The following is a 21,240-nucleotide window of genomic DNA, read 5'->3' as shown; positions in this document are numbered from 1 at the left end:
AGAAGGTAAACAACAAGAAGCCAGCCCCAATCTACGAAGATAGCGATATTCCGTTGTTCGAAGAAATAAAGCAGGTGGCGCGCATCGAGCACGCCTGTGTTCTCGATGCCGAGTGCATCGACAGCCTCGAAGACTATTCCAACCTTATTGTCGATATTCTCTCGCTTGCCGATGTCCGCAAGTTCACCATTGTTGAGCACACGTTGAGCGGCAGCATCAGTCTGAAGAAAGGCAGAAAGAAAGTCGAATTCACTCCCGACGGAAGCGACTATATAGATACAGATGCATTGTTAAAGGCTTTCAACGAGTTCTTGCCAATCTGCGGTGCAAAAGGCAAAATCTTCTCGCTCTGGACACCCGATATGCTCCAAGCCGAAATGTTCTTCTATACCGAGGATACCGAAGCCGTAGAGAACTATTCTGCCGAAAATCTCCAAACCGACGAAGCCGTAGACTTTGAGGATATGAAGGGTGAGATAAAATGGTAGTTTGCAGAACGGGGAGTAAAATTCATTTTTGTATGGCAACACAATTTTGACTTATCTTCCCAGATTCGGAAAGAAAACTCCCAAATATGTAAAATTTTTGCAAATTTGCGAGTTATCTTTCCGGATTTTGAAAAATAACTTGTTAGTCTGTATTCTGCTACAAGTATTTGTTGAGTTCCAAAACCAGCCTCTGAACAGTTGTCGATGACTCCTGTTTAGTTCTGCCGAATTTGTCGCTTAAAAATGCTGAATATGCACAGAAGAATGCATTTTATCTCTTATTTTGTGAAAAAATCTCAATTTTTGCTATTATATGAAGAATTGTTTGCAGTTTGGGGCACTCCTTCAGAGTACTTGTCACTTTATTGTGACTTATCCCGCAGGTTGTTCCAACCTACGGTTACTAAGCGGAGACGCTTTCAGCGTCTGTGGTGGAAATTCTTGCGTCCCTTCGGCTTCGCATTACTTGTTTTTCAGCGGTGGGAATTGCAAATTCCCGATTTTTTCTCAGCCAAATTGCAAATTCGGCAGAACAAGGGAAATTAAACATTTTCGTAATGTTGACCACTTTTTGTCTAATTTTATAGAAGTAAAACAAATAAAATAAAAAAATGTATGTAAATTTATATCATCAAGCGATAACCACTGGTAAAACAAAAGAGTTTTACTATGGACTTGGGGCATATAGAAATAATTCGTTTTATGGCTTTCATAATCGTGTTCAAAACTATCTTATGGTTTTTGAATATGGAAGAGAGAACGGATATGATGTTATGTTTGAGCAGGTAACAAGTGATTTTGTGAAAATTCTGAAAGTGCAAGATGTTGATAGTCATGAATTCTTTTTGTTATATGATTTATTGAACCAATATATAAATATATCTGGAATAAAAGGAAATGAGGATATGCCAAAATGGAATTTTGACGTAAGATTAATAGAACTTTTTATGTCTAACTATGAGCGTTTGAAGGTGTTGGAAGATATGACGTTTGTTGTTATTCTTGATCATAAACTCGAATGTTTAGAAGGGAAAAAGGTTCTTCCGTTTGCTTACGAAGATTTGTTGTTATCCAAGGTTGATGTATGTGACTTGAAAAAAGCTTTTGAATGTCATGATGGCAAGGCTTTTATTGAGTTTGTAAATACCTATAAGAATGCAAAACCTTCAAATAAAGAGGATATACCTATTTATGGTATGTATATATCTGATTGGAAAGAGGGCTTTGTGTATTATATGTTTGAAATTGTTAGAGAGGGCATTGTTTGTACGGATGACGTTAATGCTACTTTTCAGAATATCGAATTCTGTGACGATAATGTTATGTTAGTTATTAATATTTTGGTTGAATATATAAACTTTTATAAGTTGTCAGCAGAGCATCGGATATTAAAAATCAAAACAAAGCCATTAAGGGAAAAGATAAAAATGCTGAGTTCTAATGGCTATTTTTCAGATTGTAGTGGGGTTAGCTATAATGTTGACCATATTTATTCTGATTTAAATTCGTAATTTTAATATGTTAAGGATTTGCATATGTGTAATATTGTTGCCACTCTCTAGGTTCTGCCGAATTTCCGAATTCGGCAGCATCAATAAACGCGAGTTTGCAACTCGCATTGTCGCAAAGCGACAAGAGGTTACGCATAGAAACGGTACATGCTCGTTTCGGATTTTTTCAGCGGTGAGGAAATTCTTGCTTCACTTCGACTTCGCATTACTTGTTTTAGCGGTGGGGATTTTAAATTTATAGAGACAGTTGACATTTGTGAGGGGGCAAGCGGGCGGCATATTCGACTAAACCATGAGTTTTACTGGACAGCAATAATCAAAAATCATTGGCAAGGTTTGAAATGAAAAAGGCGTGACTTGTGTGCCACGCCTTTTATCGATGTCATTGTTATGTCAAAAATTCAGTATAAGAATTCTAATTTTTGTGCTCGCCAATGCCGCGTGCGTTAAGCGCGTCGGTATATTTCTTGGCGTTGGCAAGATGCTCCTCGTACGTTACGGCAAAGTTGTGAGTGCCCGAGAGGTCCTCTTTTGCACACATATAGATGAAGTTGTGCTTTGCGTGGTTGAGTACCGCGTTTATGCCGGCAACGCTCGGAATACGTATCGGACCCGGAGGCAGACCCTTGTTAACGTATGTGTTATATGGCGAGTCAATCTTCAGCAGCTTCTCGTATATTCGGGTGAGCGTGAAATCGTGCCATGCGAACTTAATTGTAGGGTCGGCCTGAAGCGGCATCTCCTGATGGAATCTGTTAAGGTACAAGCCTGCAATCATCGGCTTCTCGGCATTGTTTGCCGTCTCCTCGTCTACGATAGAAGCCAGCGTGTAAGCCTGATTAGTAGTTAGTCCAGCCTCGGCAGCCTTGGCAATCTTCTCTTCGGTCCAGAAAGCCTTGTTCTCCTTTACCATTCGTTTCATGAAGTCGTCGAGCGAGATGTTCCAGTAAACCTCGTATGTGTTTGGGATAAACAGGCACGCGATTGTTGTTGTGTCGTAGCCGAGCGAGTTGCAATAGCTGTTGTTGCTTACGGCAGCCATAATCTCCTCTTTGCTGAGCATCAGATTCTTAGAGAGCGTGGTTGCCAGATTATCGAGCGTGCGTACACTTGGGATAGTGAGGCTTACGGGCGACTGCTGTCCCTTTCTCAGTTTCTTGAATACCCTTATTGTGCTTGTTCCGTTTGGAATCTCGTAGCATCCGGTGTGAACGTGTCCGGGATAGTTGAATATCACGCACAGCGTCTTGAAGCCGAGCATACAAACGGGATTTGCCTGCTTGTCGAGTTTTGTATATACCGAGTCGGTTGTGTCATCGGCATCGATGCATAGTTTTGCCGTCTGCTTTGGTCGGAACGCTCCGAAGAAGAACAGAAAGTATACTATGCCAATAAGAATGACTGTCGTTCCGCCTGTGTACAGACAGATTTTTTTGCTTTTTGCGTTCATCTTTATTGTTTTATTCTTTGTTTTCCTTGCTGTGAAGTTATTTCTTTACATACATTATTCTGTTCTGTTCGCGGTCGAACCGGAAACTGTGCCCCTGCGTCGTTTCCACGTCGAACGACTTCAGTTGCGGATACATGTCGGCATAGAGTTGGAACGTGCAGATGTCCGTTGCCGTGATGTAAGGGTCGTTGGTGCAAGATGCTGCCGGGATTGAGAGTTGCGACTTTTGGTTAAGCGTGAGCGGATTGTATTCGTTGTGGAATTTCTGCCAACTCATCACGTTTCCGTTGTAGTCGATATAAAAGAGGTAGTCGTTGCCAAACGGAACGATGTTCTCCTGAAGAGTACCCGAAAGAGCGTAGAGTTTATAGCCGCCGTTGTGCGGAATGATGTCGATGTTAAGTTGTCCGCCCGAGGGAGCTTTCACGATGTTCATCTTGTTTATCTGCTCAATGGCATTCTTGCGTACCGCCAGCAGATGCCTCTCCTCGCGAGTGAGCGGCTTGAATCGCATTCCCGATTTTATCAGTTTGCCATCCTTGTTCACCATTCCCTCGTAGATGAGTTGCTTGTCCTTGTCGGTATATATTACAACGATGGTATCGTTCTGGGCATAGGTGAGCGAATGTCTTATCTCATTCTTGATGCTCGACTTGTACGCCAAGTCCGAAACCAGCCATGTTGCCTTTTCGTATTTGTATAGCGTCTTGCCCTCTCGCAGGATAGAGTCGTTCTGTACCTCTCTCTCGCTTGCCTTTGAAATGGTGAGATGAGCGAGCAGCAAAACCGCTACGATGTATTTCCTCATATTAAACTATTTCTTTATTAAAACTTTGAATTGATTTGTAAATCAAAAAGTTATCATTAAGAAAATATTCCGGTGCAAAGATAAGTAAAAAATGTCACGACAGATTACTTTTTAGGATTTTTTTTGTGAAAAATGTGTCGCGAGCACCTCGGACAAAGATTGTAGGGACAGATGTGAGAGTTGCGCCGCAATCGTTTCCGCAACTCTCTGCCATAAATGTAAATAATTTTTATTGTGATAGTTGGCTTATTTCGTATTTTTGGAGAGGAATTAATAAAAACATTATTTTCTAAACCATGAAAGTACAGTTCAATATAGAGTATTTCACCCAATGGGGCGAGATTATTGGAGTTCAGATGCAGATTACATTTGCCGACGGCTCGGTATGTAATAAGGAAGCATGGCTCAATACTGTTGATGGATTGCATTGGGTTCGGGAGTATGAGGCTGGCGACAATGTCAGCAGCATTAAATATAATTATGTAGTTTTTCGGGATTCGGCGTTGGTAAGGAAAGAGTGGGCGGTAAACACACGCACCCTTCTTCTCGACGATGATTCAAAGCGCGTGTATGTACTTAGCGACCGCTGGTGCGACATACCGTGGCAATCTTATCTGTACAGTTCGGCATTTACCGAGTGCATTCAGCCGCACAAGGCAGAGACGTTAAAGCCTAAGTATTCAAAACATTCGCTTATAATAAAGGTGAAAGCCCCTCAACTCAGGGCAGGGCAGAAACTCGGACTCCTCAGCAACCAGAAACATCTGGGCGCGTGGAAGACCGACAAACCTCAGATGCTCCATTGCACAGGCATAAACGAGTGGGCTGTTGTGCTTGATGCCGACAAACTCAGTTTCCCTTTCGAATATAAGTTTGCTGCATATACCGACGGCGCGTTCGGATGCTGGGAAGAAGGCTTCAACCACAGCATAGACGAATATGCGATGTTCGGAACAGAGACCCGTATTGTTGACGGCGGCGAGGTCAATCTTCAGATGTCGCCATGGCGCGGAGCCGGAATGGTTGTTCCGATATTCTCAATCCGTACCGAAAGCAGTTTTGGAGTGGGCGATTTCGGCGACTTGAAGAAACTGATAGACTGGGTGGCATCGCTGCATCAGAGAGTGCTTCAGATTCTGCCGATAAACGATACGACGATTACGAACACATGGGTTGATTCGTACCCTTACAGCAGCATAAGCATCTACGCGTTTCACCCAATGTATGCCAATCTTGTAAAGGTAGGCGTGCTCGACGATAAGGAGAAGATGGCATATTTTGTTGCTCAGCAGAAGAAACTAAACGACCTTGAACAGGTTGACTATGAGGCTGTAAACAAAGTCAAGCGCGAATATCTGCACCTCATCTATCTGCAAGACGGCGCGAAGACCCTGAGAACTAAAGGCTTCAAGAAGTTCTTCGACGACAATGCCGACTGGCTTGTGCCTTATGCCGCTTTCAGTTTCCTTCGGGATAAGTTCGGGACGCCAGTATTCAGCCAGTGGCCTGAATACAGCACGTTCAACAAGGCAGAGGTCGAGACTCTCACAGCCGTTGGAGGCAAGAACTACAAGGCTATTGCCGAGTACTATTTCATTCAGTATCACCTTCATTTGCAACTTAGCGAGGCGGCATCATACGCTCGCAAGAACGGCGTGATTATAAAGGGCGATATTCCTATCGGCATAAACCGAAACAGCGTTGAGGCTTGGGCCGAACCGCGATACTTCAACATGAACGGACAGGCTGGTGCTCCGCCAGACGATTTCTCGGTGAACGGACAGAACTGGGGATTCCCAACCTACAACTGGGACGCCATGCTTGCCGACGGATGCAAGTGGTGGATGCGCCGATTCCGCAAGATGGCGGAGTATTTCGATGCCTATCGTATTGACCATATCCTCGGATTCTTCCGCATCTGGGAGATTCCGGTCGATGCCGTACACGGACTGCTCGGACATTTCTCTCCGTCGCTGCCAATGAGCGTTTCGGAGATTGAGAGTTACGGACTATGGTGGCGCGAGGATTACATGACAAAACCTTTCATTACCGACTGGATTCTCGACAAAATATTTGGCGAAAACGTTGATGAAGTAAAGGCAAAGTACATCAAGCCGAGTCACGACGATTTGTATTGTATGCGCGATGAGTACGACACACAGCGAAAGGTAGAAAAAGCCTTCGAGGGCAAGACCGACGATAAGAGCATCTGGATAAGAGACGGACTCTATGCGCTGATTAGCAACGTGTTGTTTGTTCGCGACCATAAGAATAAGGATTTGTATCATCCACGCATCTCGGCACAACTCGACTTTGTGTATCAGACGCTTGTATGGCACGAGAAAGATGCTTTCAACCGATTGTATAACGACTATTTCTACCGCCGCCACAATCAGTTCTGGTATGGCGAGGCGATGAAGAAACTTCCGATGCTGACAGAGGCAACGCGTATGCTGGTATGCGGCGAGGATTTGGGAATGGTGCCCGACTGTGTGCCTTGGACGATGAACGACCTCCGCATCCTCAGCCTCGAAATTCAGACTATGCCAAAGAATCCGAACTACAACTACGGACATCTTGGCGAGTATCCTTACCGCTCAGTCTGCACAATATCAACTCACGACATGAGCACCCTGCGCGGCTGGTGGGAAGAAGATTACAACCGTACCAACAACTACTATCACGAGGCTCTGATGCGCGGTGGCGATGCTCCGAAGAAGGCTACAGGCGAGATTTGCAACGAGGTTGTGGCCCAGCATCTGGCAAGTCCTTCTATGCTCTGCATCCTGTCGTTCCAAGACTGGCTCAGCATCGACGAGAATCTGCGCAAGGAAGATGTGGCAAGCGAGCGTATCAACGTTCCTGCAAACCCTAAGCATTACTGGCGTTACCGTATGCACCTGAGCGTTGAGGAACTGATGAAGCAGAAGGCATTTAACGAGCGCGTGAGAAATATGGTTGACAATAGTGGCAGATATTAGATTTTCTGATAATGAAAACAAAAATAATGTTCCTCAGTATGCTTGCCGGACTTTCTCTCTCGTCTGTGGCGCAAGACTATCAGCAATGGCCTGTGCCTGCGCAACTCGACAATGAGATGTGCTATTCGCCAAAGTCCACCCACTTTTCGGTGTGGTCGCCAATGGCAAAGAGCGCGAGCGTTTACATCTACAAGAACGATGAGGCCGGATGCAAGCCCAAGATCGTAAAACTACGCAAGATGAGCGACGGCACATGGCAGGCCGACGTGAAAGGTAACTGGCACGGCTATTACTACGACTTCAGAGTGATGCAGCAAGGCGACAAGGAAGAACGCCTTCATTCGCCCGGCATCTTTGTTAAGATGGTCGGGACAAACGGCAAGCGCGGCTATGTGGCAGACATGAGCGAGACGAACCCCGAAGGGTGGGAGAGCGACAAGCGTCCGCCTATGAAATCGTTCGCCGACATGATTGTCTACGAACTTCATCATCGCGATTTCTCTATGGATACGGAGTCGGGAATGAAGAACAGCGGCAAGTTCCTCGCCCTTACCGAGGAGAATACCGTTACGAGCGACAGCCTCGCGTCAGGACTCTCGCATCTGAAGGAACTGGGCGTTACACACATTCAGATACTGCCGTCGTACGACTACGGCTCGGTTGATGAGAGCAAGCCCGACGTTCCGCAGTACAACTGGGGCTACGACCCTATGAACTACAATGTTCCCGAAGGCTCGTATGCCACTACGACTGCCGACCCTACGGCCCGCGTGCGCGAGTTCAAGCAGATGGTTATGGCCTGTCACAAGGCTGGCATAAGAGTGATTCTCGACGTGGTTTACAATCACACATACAATACCACGAACAGTCCGCTCGAACTCACGGCTCCCGGATATTTCTACCGAAAGAATGCCGACGGCACATGGGCCAATGGCTCGGGTTGCGGAAACGAGACGGCGAGCGAGCGTCCTGCATACCGCCAGTTCATAATCGAGAGCGTGCGTCATTGGGCAGAGGAATATCATATCGACGGATTCCGCTTCGACCTGATGGGTATTCACGACATCGAGACGATGAACGAGGTGCGTAAGGCACTCGACGAGATAGACCCTACTATTTATGTGGGCGGCGAAGGCTGGGCTGCATCATCGCCTTTGTACGACGATGCCAAGCTTGCCATGAAGTCGAATGCCTATCTCATGCCCGGAATATCGGTCTTTGGCGATGAGATGCGCGACGGACTGCGCGGCGGCTGGCAGAACGATGCGGAAGGCGCATTTCTGGTAGGCGAGCCGGGCAACGAGGAGAGCGTTAAGTTCGGAATCGTGGGCGCGATAGAGCATCCGCAGATTGACTATTCGAAGGTTAACTACTCAAAAGTGCCTTGGGCTTTGCAGCCAACGCAGATGATTAGCTATGTAAGCTGTCACGACGATATGTGCATAGCCGACCGCATAAAATCTACTGCCCCGAAGGCAAGCCGCGACGAACAGATTTCTCTGTTCTGCATGGCGCAGACGGCGGTTTTCACAAGTCAGGGCATTCCGTTTATCTTTGCCGGCGACGAGATGATGCGCAACAAGAAGGGCGTTCACAATTCGTTCGAAAGTCCCGACAGCATAAACACTATTCCATGGCACCAGAAGAAAGAATACAAGGTAGCGTTCGACTATGTTCGCGGACTTATTCAGCTTCGCAAGGAGCATCCGGCCTTCCGTCTTGGCAATGCCGATGAGGTTCGCAAGCATCTTGCATTCCTTCCGGTAGGCGAGAAGAATGTTGTTGCCTACAAGATTTCCGGTCATGCCGGCGGCGATTCAGCCGAAGAACTCATCGTTGTATTGAACAGCAACAAGAAGACCGTCGAACTCGAACTCGACAACAAGGAATACACAATCCTTGCCATGGAGAACAGAATAGACCTGAGCGGCAAGATAGGAACATGTTTAGGCGGAAAAGTCCGCGTGCCTGCTCAGACTGCTATGATACTGAAATTTTAAGAATAAATAGAGTATGAATTACAAGAGTTTTCTGCTGGCACTTGCTCTGTGCCCGGCAGTTATGCGTGCAACAGATGTAAAGTCGCCCGACGGCCGTCTGGTTGTTTCGGTCGATTTGCAGAACGGCACGCCTGTCTATAAGGTTAATTATGACAAGAGAGAGGTCGTAAAAAAGAGCAAACTCGGTTTTGAACTTTATGAGAATTTCCAAGACCGTAAAGTAATCGATTTTCAGAATAATTTTGAGAAACTGAAAGAAGTTACGTCTACATTCGACGAGACTTGGACTCCGGTGTGGGGCGAGGAGAGTTCAATCAGAAACAACTATAATTCGCTCACGCTCGAGTTGAAGCACAACGACGGCAGACTGATGAACATCTGCTTCCGCGTGTTTAACGACGGAATAGGCTTCAGATACGAGTTTCCTCAGCAGGGGGCAACTAACTATTATTTCATAAAAGAAGAGAAGAGCGAGTTTGCCATGGCTGGCGACAACATGGCGTGGTGGATTCCCGGCGACTACGATACGCAGGAATACAGCTATACAACGTGCAAGCTTAGCGAGATTGCCGGCAAGATGCCTTCGGTTCTGAAGGCTCACGAAGGAAACTCGTCTTCTACGACATTCAGCAATACCGGCGTTCAGACATCGCTCCAGATGAAGACGCCAGACGGCTTGTACGTCAATATCCACGAGGCTGCATTGGTCGATTATCCTTGTATGCACCTCAACCTCGACGACAAGAACCTTACGTTCACATCGTGGCTTACACCCGATGCAACAGGCATGAAGGGTTACATTCAGGCTCCGTTCCATACACCTTGGCGCACCATTATGATTACCGACAGCGCAACAAAGGCTCTGGCATCGCGCCTCATTCTTAACCTGAACGAGCCTTGCGCCCTCGATGATGTTTCGTGGATTCATCCTACAAAATATGTAGGCGTGTGGTGGGCTATGATTACAGGAAAGAACACATGGGCTTATACCGACCTTCCGAACGTGAAGATTGACGAAACCAGATACGACAAGTGCGAGCCTAACGGCAAGCATCTGGCAAACAACGACAGCGTTCGCCGATACATCGACTTTGCATCGAAGCATGGCTTCAGCGAGGTGCTGGTAGAAGGCTGGAACAAGGGTTGGGAAGACTGGTTTGGCAAGACCAAGGAGTATGTCTTCGATTTCCTGACACCATATCCCGATTTCGACATCAAGGCTCTTAACGACTATGCCCACTCGAAGGGCGTCAAGCTGATGATGCATCACGAGACATCAGGCTCGGCACGAAACTACGAACGTCACATGGACCAGGCTTATCAGCTTATGAAGAAATACGGCTACGATGCAGTAAAGAGCGGATATGTAGGTCCTATTCTTCCGCGAGGCGAGTATCATTACGGCCAGTGGATGGTAAACCACTATCTCTATGCCATCAAGAAGGCTGCCGACTATAAGATAATGGTCAATGCACACGAGGCTGTCCGCCCAACCGGATTGTGCCGAACTTATCCAAACTTGGTGGGCAACGAGAGTGCGCGCGGAACAGAGTACGAGGCTTTCGGCGGAAATACTCCCGACCATACCACAATCCTTCCGTTCACCCGTTTGCAGGGCGGTCCGATGGACTACACTCCGGGAATCTTCGAGATGAATATTTCTAAGTTTGCCGATAATTCGAGCAAGGTGAACAGCACACTCGCACGTCAGCTTGGACTTTATGTAACAATGTACAGTCCGCTTCAGATGGCGGCAGACATGCCTGAGCATTACGAGCAGTTTATGGATGCCTTCCAGTTTATAAAAGATGTGGCTATCGACTGGGACAAGAGCGTTTATCTTGAGGCAGAGCCGGGCGACTATATCACCATCGCTCGCAAGGCTAAGGGCAGCGAAGACTGGTTCGTGGGCAACACAAGCGACGAAAACGGACATCAGTCTGTACTGAAACTCGACTTCCTAACACCGGGCAAGAAGTACACCGCTACAATCTATGCCGATGCCAAGAATGCCGATTATCAGAACAATCCGCAGGCATACACAATCAAAAAGCAGGTCGTTACGTCAAAGAGCGTTCTTAAGCTCAAGGCTGCTCGCGGCGGCGGATTCGCAATCTCAATAAAAGCAAACTAATCTGAAAAATTCAATCTGAACCATGATAAAGAAAACATTACTGATAGCCGGCTTGTCGCTCTTCACGACTATGGGTGCGAATGCTATAGGCGTATCAAAAATCGAACCGCTTAACTGGTTCGTCGGCATGAAGAATCCCGAACTTCAACTTATGGTATATGGTGAAGATGTGGCTTCGTACGACCAATTCAGCATCGACTATCCCGGCGTGACTTTGAAAGAAGTTGTGAAACCGGGCAGCAAAAACTACGTCATTCTGTACCTCAATATATCTTCGGATGCCAAGGCTGGCAAGATGCCCATAACATTCCTGAAGGGCAAGAAGAAAAAAGTATGGCAGTACGAACTGAAAAACAGAGTTATGGCAGGAGCCGACAGAAAGGGCTTTGATGCATCGGATGTGCTTTACCTGCTCATGCCTGACCGCTTTGCCAACGGCGACCCATCGAACGATGTTGTAAAGACGATGGTTGACAAGGTGTGCGACCGCAACGAACCAAGCCTGCGTCATGGTGGCGACCTTGAAGGAATCCGCCAGCATCTCGACTACTTTACCGACCTTGGCATTACGGCTCTCTGGTTTACACCCGTGCTCGAGAATGACATGGTTGCCGAGAATGGTAAGTACAGCAGTTATCACGGCTACGCCACAACCGACTATTATAATGTAGATGCCCGCTTCGGCAGCAACGAACTATACAAAAAGTTGATTGATGAGGCTCATGCCAAAGGTCTGAAAATCGTTATGGACATGATTTTCAACCATTGCGGAAGCAACCACGTCTGGCTCAAGGACATGCCTTCGCCCGACTGGTTCAATCATCCCGACTATCAGAATAATTATCTGCAAACATCGTACACGCTTACTCCGGTTGTCGACCCTTATGCTTCGGATGTTGACAAGCGCGAGGCTGTTGAGGGTTGGTTCGTAAAGTCGATGCCCGACCTAAACCAGAATAATCCGCACGTCTTGCGATACCTTATCCAAAACAGTTTCTGGTGGATTGAGACCGTAGGCATCGACGGCATCAGAATGGATACCTATCCGTATGCCTATGCCGATGGCATGGCTAAATGGATGAAGGAGTTGAACGACGAATATCCGAACTATAATGTGGTTGGCGAAACATGGGTTGTCGAGCCGCCTTATACCGCCACTTGGCAGAAAGATTCGAAACTCGCCACAAAGAACAGCAACCTGAAAACCGTTATGGATTTCAGTTTCTACGACAAACTCGACAGGGCGATGGCCGAGGAGACTGTCGGTCAGGCTGGCGGACTGAACAAAATCTACAACAATTTCGTTTACGATTATCTCTATCCTAATCCGTCGTGCATAATGGCATTTATTGAGAATCACGATACCGACAGATTCCTGAAGAACGGACAGAACGTTGCACTTCTGAAGCAGGCTTATACACTTCTGCTCACAACGCACCGCATCCCTCAACTTTATTACGGTTCGGAAGTGCTGATGAACGGCACAAAGGAGAAATCCGACGGATATGTGCGCAAAGATTTCCCCGGCGGATGGCAGGGCGATAAGGCAAACTGTTTCGATGCCAGCGGCAGAACCAAGGAACAGAACGATATGTACGACTATCTGAAGAAACTCCTTCATTGGCGTGCTGGCAACGAGATAATCGCGAAAGGCGACATGAAACACTTCATCCCGTTCAAGGGCGTTTACGTCTATTCACGCTCGTACAACGGCAAAAAGGTTGTCGTTATGCTCAACGGAACATCATCTGAAGTGACCATTCCTGCAAGCCGATATAAGGAAGTACTGGGCGGCAAGGAGAGTGCCAACGATGTCATCACCGGAAAGTCCGTTTCGCTTGCTGGCGACATAACTTTAAAAGCAAGACAGAACTTGGTTCTTGAGCTTTAAATGAAGAAAAATGTAAAATAAGAGCTGAAAAATTTGGTAGATTCAAAAAAAATGCATATCTTTGCACCGCATTTGAAAATAATGCCAACAGACATAAAGCTCAGGAAGGTTGGGTGAGTGGCTGAAACCACCAGTTTGCTAAACTGACGTGCGGGTTACCGTACCGGGGGTTCGAATCCCCCACCTTCCGCCACTTATGTACGGCGCTTTCATCTAATGGTTAGGATACATGCCTCTCACGCATGGTATACGGGTTCGATTCCCGTAGGCGCTACAATTCTTTTTAAAATCTAACCAATGGCGCTTTCATCTAATGGTTAGGATACATGCCTCTCACGCATGGTATACGGGTTCGATTCCCGTAGGCGCTACAAGAGATAAGGCCAATTTGCATATAACTGCGAGTTGGCTTTTTTTGTTTAATCTGCATCAATACAAATGAATATGTCGGTCGTTACTTCTTTGTGGATTTGGATTAAGCGTTTTCGCAAGCGCAAGGGCTACGGGGTTCATTCGCCGTTTGCCTTTCAACTCATAACTCAGGTTATAAACCAGAAAACGCCGTATTATGCCTTCGACGGATTGAAAAAACTGCGCAAACTCACTCCGAAGGGTGTTAAGTGTAATTCTGTAAAGATGGATAAGTTCCTTTTCCGTTTGGTTAACGACTCGCAGCCTTCAACCATCATCGACTACGGAACGGGCGCAGGCATTACGGCTTGTTACATGAAGAGCGCAAAGAAGAAGTCCGAGATGGTCTCGGTCGATGCCAAGAGCAACGAGACTGCCGCTCATGTCCTGAAATCATACTCGGTTGATTATAGGACAGGCGATATGCTTTCGCTGGCAAAAGGTTTGCTGAATGAGTGGGGAAGTGTCGGTTTTGTCCGCATCGCCTCTGTGCCGTCGGCTTGGGAGATGGTCGATGCCGTGGTATCATGTGCGTCGGAGCGCACGGTAATGGTTATCGAAGGTATCTATTCGGACAAAAGCGTGACCGAGAAATGGCATCGTCTTCAAGATGACGAGCGCGTTTGCATTACGTTCGACCTCTATGATGCAGGAATCGTGTATTTCGACCATAAACTGAACAAGCAGCATTATATCGTCAATTTTGTGTGATGCCGAATTATTTCTGCCGATATAAAACGCCAGAGGCTTTCGACGATATTATTCTGAAATCCGACGGCGAGGTGCTTACGGCTTTGTTGTTCGAAGGCTCGAAGAATGTCGTTCTGCAAGGATGTGAAGAACGCGATTTGCCGATTTTCTGCGAAACGTTGCGCTGGCTCGATATTTATTTTGGCGGAAGAAAGCCCGATTTCACGCCACGTTATCGGATAGAAAACTTCACCCCGTTCCGTAAGGAAGTTTCGGAAATAATGACGGAGATACCTTTCGGGCAGACCATGACTTATGGCGAGATTGCAGCCAAGATTGCCAGGCGGCATGGAGTGGCAAAGATGTCGGCTCAGGCTGTTGGCGGAGCAGTAGGGTGGAATCCTGTTTGCATCATCGTTCCGTGCCATCGCGTTGTCGGTTCAAACGGAAATCTGACAGGCTACGGCGGCGGAATGAAGAACAAAATAGCATTGCTTAAACTCGAAGGACTTGATTTGGGCAAATTCGCAGTTCCGAAGAATGAAATCAGTCTTTCTTATCCAGAATCTCAGGCTTTACAAACTCATTTATGATTTGTTGGGCGTTCTCGGCATTTGGGCCGTCCTTTACAGCCAGATTTTGCAGTTTCTGCATCATCGGCTTTTCGTCCTCGGCATTCAGCAAGTTAAGAACCTCAAGCCATTGAGCCTTGTCGCAGCACGGACTGCCCTTTTGTGTAAACGGCTTCAGTTCGTCTTTTACGTTTGTCGTGTCTCCTTCGAGAATTTGCTTTCTTATGTTGGCAAGCGGCTTTTCGTTTTCGCCAGCAGGGAAAATGCTGTTCTTTTCTTTTTCAATCCATTCGCTCTTTACTATCTTAAAGTGATTTTTCTTCTCAAAAAAGTTAAAGCCTTTAAACAAAAGACTGAAGAAAACTATCAGACCGAAAGTTATGCAGCCCTTCTTTATTAGTCGCACAGGTATGTATAAGAACATCTTTTCGTTCATAAAAAACACATATTTATGATAAAGTGTAATAATTTTTGCGAAGATACATAAAAAAACTAAATATTCTTGTTTGTTTCGATTATAGATTGTAAATTTGTCCGAAATTTTTAAAAATTACTAATTCCATGGTTAAAATAACAAAAGAAGCAGCATTGGCTTACCATGCACAAGGCAAGCCGGGCAAGATAGAGGTTGTACCAACCAAGCCTTATAGCACTCAGACTGATTTGAGTCTTGCGTACTCTCCGGGCGTGGCAGAGCCATGTCTCGAAATTCAGAAGAATCCTGACGATGCGTACAAATATACAAGCAAGGGTAACTTGGTTGCCGTTATCAGTAACGGTACGGCAGTTCTGGGCTTGGGCGACATAGGCGCGGTGAGCGGAAAGCCTGTTATGGAAGGTAAGGGTTTGTTGTTCAAGATTTACGGAGGCATCGACGTGTTCGATATCGAGGTGAACGAGAAAGACCCAGACAAGTTCATCGAGGCAGTAAAGGCTATCGCTCCAACATTCGGAGGTATCAACCTTGAGGATATCAAGGCTCCTGAGTGCTTCGAGATTGAGAAGCGTTTGAAGGAAGAGCTTGATATTCCGGTAATGCACGACGACCAGCACGGTACTGCAATCATCTCATCTGCTGGTTTGCTTAACGCTCTTTGCGTAAACGGCAAGAAGATTGAAGAGGTGAAGATTGTTGTAAACGGTGCAGGTGCTGCTGCCATCAGCTGTACAAAGTTGTACGTTGCACTTGGAGCACGCAAAGAGAATATCTTGATGCTCGACTCTAAGGGTGTAATTACAGCCGACCGTCCGGGATTGAACGAGCAGAAGAAGGAGTTTGCAACAACTCGTACAGATGTCCACACTCTCGAAGAGGCTGTTAAGGGTGCAGACGTATTCCTTGGCTTGTCAAAGGGCGGTGTGTTGAGCAAGGATATGGTTCGCTCAATGGCTAAAGACCCAATCGTATTCGCTCTTGCAAACCCTGTTCCTGAAATCACATACGAGGATGCAATGGATGCTCGTCCAGACGTGTTGATGTCAACAGGTCGAAGCGACTATCCAAACCAGATTAACAACGTAATCGGATTCCCTTACATCTTCCGCGGTGCGCTCGATACTGCAAGTACGGCCATCAACGAGGAGATGAAGCTGGCAGCCGTTCGCGCTATTGCCGATTTGGCTAAGCAGCCTGTTCCTGATGTAGTGAACGAGGTTTATCACGTTAATAACTTCACATTCGGTCGCGACTATTTCATTCCGAAGCCAGTCGATCCACGTCTGATTACAGAGGTGTCAATGGCTGTAGCCAAGGCTGCTATGGAGAGCGGTGTTGCCCGCAAGCAGATTACCGACTGGGACGCATACGCTGCACACCTGAAGCAGATTATGGGTCAGGAGAGTAAACTTACTCAGCAACTTTACGAGACTGCTCGTCGCAATCCACAGCGTGTTGTATTTGCCGAGGGTATCCACCCGACAATGCTTAAGGCTGCCGTTCAGGCTAAGAGCGAGGGCATCTGTAAGCCAATCCTTCTTGGAAACGAGAAGAAGATTCGCGAGATTGCAAGCGAACTTGAACTCAATCTCGATGGCATCGAAATCATCAGTCTTCGTCAGGACTGTGAGGCTCCACGTCGCGAGCGCTATGCTAAGATTTTGGCTGAGAAGAGAGCGCGCGAGGGTTACACTTACGAGGAGGCTAACGACAAGATGTTTGAGCGCAACTACTTTGGTATGATGATGGTTGAGACTGGTGAGGCGGATGCTTTCATCACTGGTGTTTATACAAAGTACAGCAATACAATAAAGGTAGCGAAAGAGGTTGTAGGCATCAAGCCGGGTTACGACCACTTTGGCGCAATGCACATCCTTAATTCAAAGAAGGGTACATACTTCATTGCCGATACGCTTATTAACCGTCATCCGGGCACAGAAACTTTGGTTGATGTTGCTCGTCTTGCCGAGGAGACTGTTAAGTTCTTCAACCAGAAGCCTGTAACAGCCATGATTTCGTACTCAAACTTTGGTGCAGACCAAGTTGGTAGTCCTGCCAAGGTTCACGAGGCTGTCAGAATTCTTCAGGAAGAGGATGCCAACAGACTTATCGACGGTGAGATGCAGCTTAACTTCGCGCTCGACAAGGAAATGCGCGACCGCAAGTATCCGTTCTCTCGTCTGAAGGGTCAGGATGTAAATACGCTCGTATTCCCTAACTTGAGTAGTGCAAACACTGCATACAAACTTATTCAGGGCATGACGAATGATGTTGAGGTGATTGGCCCTATCCAGATGGGATTGAACAAGCCTATCCACTTCACAGACTTCGAGAGCAGCGTTCGCGAGGTTGTTACAATCACAGCCATCGCAGCCATCGATGCTATTGTTCAGAAAAAGAAAAAGTAAATAAGTTTATAGTATTTCTGATCGAGCCAGTTCCTTTAAGGGGGCTGGCTTTTTTTGTTGTTTGTTTGCAGATTTTGAATTTTGCAATTATTGGTGTCCGCTAAAATTCTTTGGTGATTACATGGCCGCCTTTTTTCTCGGACAGCCGATATAACGGACGTATAAGTATCCATTTGGATGATGTAAAGTGACAGAAGTTGTCTGAAAATAGCAAATATGGCGCTCCAAGGTTAGGTTTATGTCATGTGAGGGGAAAAATTTAAGCGGACAGCCGTTGTCATCTCTTAAATTGGGGGCTTGTCAAGCGACAAAAGCAGTAAATATGGGGGATAAAACAGGTTTAGCGGACAGTAATAAACTGAAACGTAAGGTTTCTATGTGAAAAAAGGCAGCACGGAAAATCGTACTGCCTTTTCTTGATATTGTAAAATTTCAGATTTTACTTAGCAATGAATTTCTTGCCCCCCTTAATGTATATTTTACCACTTTCCAAATTGCTGGTCTGGATGCCATTGATAGTGTAAATAGCCTCGTCTTCTGAAACTGCGCTTGTCTTGGCAACGCCTGTTGTGCCCTCTGGAGTGAACTCGTAGCCTTGGAAACCAATCTGTGCGCTGCTGACAAACAAGTAGTATGTCTCGTTAGCTTCTACTGTTGCTGTGATCCAGCCCCAGAATGGCTGATTGCCTTGACCGATAGTATACTTGGCTGCAGACGCGCTGTTGGCATGTAATGTGAGCAAATCATCGTTGCTTAAGAATTTCATTGTTCCGTCTTCGTTATTCTGCCCGTTTACATAGCCTTCAGCAGTATAGTCGATAGGCTCTTTCGTACTTTCTTTTACGAGGAAAGTCTCTCTGTTTCCTTTGTTTACCCAAACACCAATCTTCAGTGTACCGTTTTTCTTAGGGGTGAGGGTGTAGTATAACCCCGACTTTGGAAGTTCCTTGTTCTCTGGTGAATAGAGAACGTAAGTTGGTCTATAACTGACTTCGTTTGAACTGCTGACAACTTCTTCTGCACCATAAGAAACATAAGGGTTTCCTGTGGAGTTGACAAAATAGAAGTTGACGTTTGCTCTGGCAACGATGGTTGTGTTGACGTCGTTCCATTCTGTAACAGTTGCATCCTGAGTGATAGTCTTGATGGTCTTTCCTGCAACCATTTTTCCTGTAAGATTGGCTGTACTGAATTCGCTAATCATATTGTTGTCGGATTCTGTTGTTGCCAGAAGGCTTGCGTTTATTGCCTCTTCTGGAGTGCCAGCGTTGATAACGGCAATAAACTTCTCTGTCTGGGCAGATACTGTCAAAGTTCCAGCAATAAATGCTGATGCGAAAAGTAGAGATCTAATCATGTTACTAAATGTTTTAATGAATTAATAAATCAATAAAAAATTGGAAAATATTTTATCCTTTTTTAACTTTCAAATCTTGTCTCTTTTATCTCTAAAGATATTGTATTTTTGTTTGGCAAATATATGTTCAATATTTTAAAAATGCAAGTAAGTTTCGTCTTTTTTCGAAAAATAAAAAAAGGTGATGCAAAATAATATGTTATGCATCACCTTTTCGGGCTATTTTTACTTCTTAGACTTATCCTTGTCTCTGATTTCTACTCTTCTAATCTTTCCGCTGATGGTCTTTGGAAGTTCATCAACAAACTCAATTATTCGAGGATATTTGTAAGGAGCGGTTTCTTTCTTGACGTGCTCCTGAAGTTCTTTTACGAGTGCGTCGCCGGCCTTGCTCTTGTACTCATCAGAAAGAACGATTGTTGCCTTGATGATGTTTCCGCGAATATCGTCGGGAACTGCCGTGATGGCACATTCTACAACAGCATCGTGAGTCATAAGAGCCGACTCGACTTCGAACGGACCTACGCGGTAGCCAGAAGTCTTGATAACATCGTCGGAACGCGAAACGTACCACAGATATCCGTCTTCATCGTAATATACAATATCGTTGGTGTAGTACATGTTGTTCTGCGTGCGCTTCTCGGTCATCTCGTCGTTGCGATAATAACTCTTGAATAGTCCGAGCGGCTTGCCCTTGTCAAGGCGGATGATGAGTTCGCCGTGTTCCATAGGCTTTACGCGCTTGCCGTTTTCATCAACAACGTCGATGTCGAACTGTGGGTTTCTTACTCCCATTGCGCCCGGTTTCGGCTTAACCCAAGGGTATGTTCCTACAACGAGAGTTGTCTCGGTCTGTCCGTACGACTCGTATATTGTGATGCCTGTCTTCTCTTTCCACTCGTTGAAAACGCTTGGGTTGAGAGCCTCGCCTGCGGTTGTGCAGTACTCGAGCGATGACAGGTTGTATTTGCTGATGTCCTCACGGATAAGGAAGCGGTAGATTGTTGGAGGTGCGCAGAACGAAGTAATCTTGTAGTCCTGCATTATCTTGAGCAGCGTCTCTGGCTTGAAGTGACCTTCGTAGTCGTATACGAAAACCTTTGCTCCGACAATCATCTGTCCGTAGAACTTGCCCCAAACGGCTTTTCCCCAGCCTGTGTCGGCAAGTGTGAGGTGCAGCGAGCCGTCGTGAAGGTTGTGCCAGTATTTGGCTGTGATGATGTGTGCAAGAGGGTATGAATAGTCGTGCATTACCATCTTAGGCTCTCCTGTTGTTCCGCTGGTGAAGTAGAGCAGGAAGTTGTCTGTTATCTTGTTGCGCTTAGGCTTTTCGAACGGTTCAGCCTCATCGAGACCTCTCCAATAGTTGTACCATCCGTTTGGAACATCCGGACCTATTGAGACGCAGCATCTCAGCGTAGGGCTGAATCTCTTAGCCTTCTGAATATTGTTTAGAATCTGCGAGTCGCCGCATGCAATTATGCACTTTATGCCCGCCATGTGGCAGCGGTAGATGATATCCTTCTCGGTGAGCATGTGAGTGGCAGGGATTGCCACCGCTCCGATTTTGTGCAGGGCAACCATTGTGTACCACCATTCTATGCGTCGCTTAAGGATAAGCATTACGCGGTCGCCTTTCTCAATACCTATCTCCTGAAGAAAAGAAGCACATTTATCGGTTATGTTTTTGTATGCTCGGTATGTTACATGTTTCTCTTCGCCTTTGTCGTTAACCCAGAGAATAGCCTCTTTGTCGGGCTGCTCCTCGGCGTATGCGTCTATGACGTCGTATCCGAAGTTGAAGTCTGCTGGGACGTTTACTTTGTAGTTCTGAAGAAAATCTTCGTACGAGTCGAAGTTTACCTTAGAAACGAATTTTTCAATCATTTTGTTTTTACTTTACGTTTGTTTTCTTCAAATTATTTGATTTTTTCTAAAAACGTTGCAAATATAATATATTTTTCAAATCAAGATAGTTTCAAACGTAACTTTTTCAAAAAAAACTGCGTATTTATTAGAAACGGTCAAATCTCAGCCATTTATTACTGTTTGTTTTGGCGATATTCAAAAACTATGTATATTTGCACCTTTCAAAAGTATTAT

The 21,240-nt window shown here is 46.0% G+C and carries 14 protein-coding genes and 3 tRNA genes; 12 read left to right on the top strand and 5 right to left on the bottom strand.

Going from position 1 to position 21,240, the window contains the following annotated elements; translation table 11 throughout:
* Together T538_RS18655 and T538_RS0110370 are read left to right on the top strand one after the other, a co-directional pair.
* On the top strand, positions 1-488 hold a 488-nt coding region (locus T538_RS18655), incomplete at its 5' end, for a hypothetical protein (protein ID WP_031541165.1).
* A gap of 611 nt (positions 489-1,099) precedes the next feature.
* On the top strand, positions 1,100-1,999 hold the full coding sequence (locus T538_RS0110370) for a hypothetical protein (protein WP_031533712.1): 900 nt from the start codon (positions 1,100-1,102) through the stop codon (positions 1,997-1,999).
* A gap of 415 nt (positions 2,000-2,414) precedes the next feature.
* Here T538_RS0110370 and mltG read toward each other — a convergent pair whose 3' ends face one another.
* Together mltG and T538_RS0110360 are read right to left on the bottom strand one after the other, a co-directional pair.
* The gene (gene mltG / locus T538_RS0110365) at positions 2,415-3,449 is read right to left on the bottom strand and encodes an endolytic transglycosylase MltG (RefSeq protein ID WP_031533710.1); all 1,035 of its coding nucleotides are present in this window, start codon (positions 3,447-3,449) and stop codon (positions 2,415-2,417) included.
* A gap of 37 nt (positions 3,450-3,486) precedes the next feature.
* A complete protein-coding gene (locus tag T538_RS0110360) occupies positions 3,487-4,257 on the bottom strand; it encodes a hypothetical protein (RefSeq protein ID WP_031533709.1) in 771 nt (256 codons plus the stop codon).
* Between the two features lie 296 nt (positions 4,258-4,553).
* On the opposite strand from T538_RS0110360, the gene T538_RS0110355 reads away from it, so the two are divergent.
* The 9 genes from T538_RS0110355 to T538_RS0110315 all read left to right on the top strand — a co-directional run bounded on the left by T538_RS0110355 (position 4,554) and on the right by T538_RS0110315 (position 14,957).
* A complete protein-coding gene (locus T538_RS0110355) occupies positions 4,554-7,238 on the top strand; it encodes a 4-alpha-glucanotransferase (protein WP_031533708.1) in 2,685 nt (894 codons plus the stop codon).
* 11 nt (positions 7,239-7,249) lie between these two features.
* The gene (gene pulA / locus T538_RS0110350) at positions 7,250-9,238 is read left to right on the top strand and encodes a type I pullulanase (protein ID WP_031533707.1); all 1,989 of its coding nucleotides are present in this window, start codon (positions 7,250-7,252) and stop codon (positions 9,236-9,238) included.
* Positions 9,239-9,251: 13 nt separating this feature from the next.
* Positions 9,252-11,372, top strand: coding sequence for a glycoside hydrolase family 97 protein (locus T538_RS0110345; RefSeq protein ID WP_051656022.1), 2,121 nt, complete (start codon positions 9,252-9,254; stop codon positions 11,370-11,372).
* Between the two features lie 25 nt (positions 11,373-11,397).
* Positions 11,398-13,263, top strand: a complete 1,866-nt coding sequence (locus tag T538_RS0110340; RefSeq protein ID WP_031533705.1) for a glycoside hydrolase family 13 protein — start codon at positions 11,398-11,400, stop codon at positions 13,261-13,263.
* 103 nt (positions 13,264-13,366) lie between these two features.
* A tRNA-Ser gene (locus T538_RS0110335) sits at positions 13,367-13,456 on the top strand.
* Between the two features lie 9 nt (positions 13,457-13,465).
* A tRNA-Glu gene (locus T538_RS0110330) sits at positions 13,466-13,537 on the top strand.
* A 25-nt stretch (positions 13,538-13,562) separates the two neighbouring features.
* Positions 13,563-13,634: transfer RNA gene (locus T538_RS0110325), tRNA-Glu, on the top strand.
* 73 nt (positions 13,635-13,707) lie between these two features.
* Positions 13,708-14,385, top strand: a complete 678-nt coding sequence (locus T538_RS0110320; RefSeq protein ID WP_155993114.1) for a methyltransferase domain-containing protein — start codon at positions 13,708-13,710, stop codon at positions 14,383-14,385.
* Positions 14,385-14,957 (top strand): methylated-DNA--[protein]-cysteine S-methyltransferase, encoded by a 573-nt coding sequence (locus tag T538_RS0110315; protein WP_031533703.1) that lies wholly within the window; start codon positions 14,385-14,387, stop codon positions 14,955-14,957. The genes T538_RS0110320 and T538_RS0110315 overlap by 1 nt, the downstream gene beginning before the upstream one ends.
* Here T538_RS0110315 and T538_RS0110310 read toward each other — a convergent pair.
* Entirely contained in the window at positions 14,911-15,360 is a 450-nt protein-coding gene (locus T538_RS0110310; RefSeq protein ID WP_155993112.1) for a hypothetical protein, read from the bottom strand. The two genes, T538_RS0110315 and T538_RS0110310, sit on opposite strands and share 47 nt — an antisense overlap.
* Positions 15,361-15,497: 137 nt before the next feature.
* Here T538_RS0110310 and T538_RS0110305 point away from each other — a divergent pair, with 137 nt between their 5' ends.
* Positions 15,498-17,780, top strand: coding sequence for an NADP-dependent malic enzyme (locus T538_RS0110305; RefSeq protein ID WP_031533701.1), 2,283 nt, complete (start codon positions 15,498-15,500; stop codon positions 17,778-17,780).
* 439 nt (positions 17,781-18,219) lie between these two features.
* On the opposite strand, the gene T538_RS0110300 is transcribed toward T538_RS0110305, so the two are convergent.
* Positions 18,220-19,137, bottom strand: coding sequence for a hypothetical protein (locus T538_RS0110300; protein WP_031533700.1), 918 nt, complete (start codon positions 19,135-19,137; stop codon positions 18,220-18,222).
* A gap of 225 nt (positions 19,138-19,362) precedes the next feature.
* Complete coding sequence (locus T538_RS0110295) at positions 19,363-21,024, bottom strand: AMP-binding protein (RefSeq protein ID WP_031533699.1); 1,662 nt, start codon at positions 21,022-21,024, stop codon at positions 19,363-19,365.
* Positions 21,025-21,240 lie beyond the last annotated feature (216 nt).

Origin of the sequence: Bacteroides sp. Ga6A2 (assembly GCF_000702225.1) — a bacterium.
Lineage (GTDB): Bacteria > Bacteroidota > Bacteroidia > Bacteroidales > Bacteroidaceae > Ga6A1.
The sequence above is the reverse complement of the archived record's forward strand: the minus strand, read 5'-3'. Positions and strand labels throughout refer to the sequence as shown.